Genomic DNA, 1,919 nt, shown 5'->3' with positions numbered 1-1,919 from the left:
GTCCTATTTGATTCTTTGTCTCCCTATTGTGAAGCATCGGTTAAAGTGTTTTTATCACTACAAAAAACATCTTGTATAATAAAAACTTATCATTACCAAAAAGACGAAGTATCTTTAATAATACATTCAATCCAATAAAGACGATTAACATGCGGCTAAACCTCCCCAGAAAAGGTCGGTTAGCCACCAAACATTACCCACGTAGTAAAGATATGTTTAGAACACAAATTGAAATATTTACTCCTCGCAGTTTTGGAAGAATTCCAAGACATCCCGAAGATGGTTACATGGCTGAAGATGTAACTGAATCCATAATTCATCAAATAAGCGAGGAAAAACTTATCAAGAGAGTTCAAATAAGCGATTATATTCCTAATACTGTTCTCGAAAAATTGAATCGCTTATTTATATTACGTCCTGATATTTCTTTTCGTGTATATGGAGGGGCTGACAAAAAATTTGGATATGGAGATGATTTCAATGGTTGGAATCTGGATTTCCTGCGATTTGTTCCTGATGTACAAAATATCGTAATAGGCGATTTTGAATATAAGAATACTGGCTTATCTATTCTTTCAAGTTTGTCAAATCTAAAATCATTGACATTAGATATTTATGATTTAAGGGGTTTTTCTTTTGTCAATACTTTGCCAAGCCAGTTGGAACATTTACATATAGATGCGGATTTGAAGAGTGGAAAGCCTGTGTTTGATTGCCAATGGCTTTTGCGCTTGAAAAATCTCCAATCCTTATTCCTTGGGAAATTAGATAAGAATCTTGAAGCTATCGTAGGTTTAAGTCAGTTGAGAAAGTTAGAATTAAGAGCTGTCAAAAATAAGGATTTGTCTTTCTTAAAACAAATGCTTATCAAGGACTTGTCTATTCTGTGGTGTGACAGTTCAAAAATAGACTTGACTGTTTTGAGTGATTTTAGAACTTTGCGCCAACTGAAACTTTTTAGAATATCCAAATTGGATGATATTTCATTCGTCAGTACACTCACAGGACTTGAAAAACTCGAATTGATTTGGTTAGCTAATATTACTAAGATACCCAACTTAGCCAATCTAAACAACTTAGCTGAAGTCTGTATTGATACGTTAAATAAGTTGGTTGATATTACAAGCCTTGTAAATGCTCCAAAATTGAGAAAAGTAAAGATGTTAAGCGTTAAAAGTATGACAAAAGAATCTGTATATGCAGTGTTGGATAATCTGAATGTGGAAGAATTACTCTGTTTTGGAGGAAAAGCAGAAATAAGCGATATACATATAAATCGAAAAAATAAAGAATAAATACGTGGGTAACAAGCGGATAAATCTCTCCGGAAAATTGATTATCCACCGGACATTATCTGCCCATAAAAAGAATGAATATGAAAATAGAATTAGAAAATTGCCAAAAAAGTCTTACTCTCAAAGATTTTGAAGAAATAGAGAGTAAATTGGGTTATGCCTTGCCGGAAAGACTGAAAGAGTTCTATTTACAATATAATGGAGGTTCTACGAAACAGACCGCAAGCATAAATAAATATCAAGAGGTGGAAATTGAAGATTTCTTCCCATTCAAATATAACAAGGATTTTAAGAATGACCCCAGATATACGGCAGAAGGCGAAACATTAGAGTTAAGAAAAGCTGGAGCTATATCTGATAGCATTCTTATTTTTGCTATGGAATCTACCGATGAAGGTCGGATTACCATAGACTTGGTTAATGGAAAGATCTATCTTTACCCTATTGTGGGGATGCAAGATGTAATCTTCAATTTTGGAGAGCCACGACTTGTTGCAAATTCAATAGATGATTTCTTTGACAATCTCGTTGTTTTGGACGGGCACAAAGCAATTCCAGCAATAGAAGAAATCGAAGAGGGACAAACGGAGACAGCAGGTGTAATGCCTGAACTTTCGGACTGTT

At 34.3% G+C, this 1,919-nt stretch carries 2 protein-coding genes; both read left to right on the top strand.

Annotation, left to right across the window (positions count from 1 at the left end):
* Window positions 1-212 precede the first annotated feature (212 nt).
* Window positions 213-1,295: a hypothetical protein gene (locus tag DWW52_RS20760; protein ID WP_115649216.1), complete on the top strand. Its 1,083-nt coding sequence runs from the start codon at window positions 213-215 to the stop codon at window positions 1,293-1,295.
* Between the two features lie 74 nt (window positions 1,296-1,369).
* Window positions 1,370-1,919 (top strand): SMI1/KNR4 family protein (locus tag DWW52_RS20755; protein ID WP_148315422.1); only part of this gene is annotated, 550 nt, incomplete at its 3' end.

The organism is Odoribacter sp. AF15-53, from assembly GCF_003479425.1.
GTDB lineage: Bacteria > Bacteroidota > Bacteroidia > Bacteroidales > Marinifilaceae > Butyricimonas.
The sequence above is the reverse complement of the archived record's forward strand: the minus strand, read 5'-3'. Positions and strand labels throughout refer to the sequence as shown.

What these genes read in the sequence shown, in the direction of transcription:
- DWW52_RS20760 (WP_115649216.1), top strand. Translation starts at nt 213, where the DNA reads ATGTTTAGAACACAAATTGAAATATTTACTCCTCGCAGTTTTGGAAGA.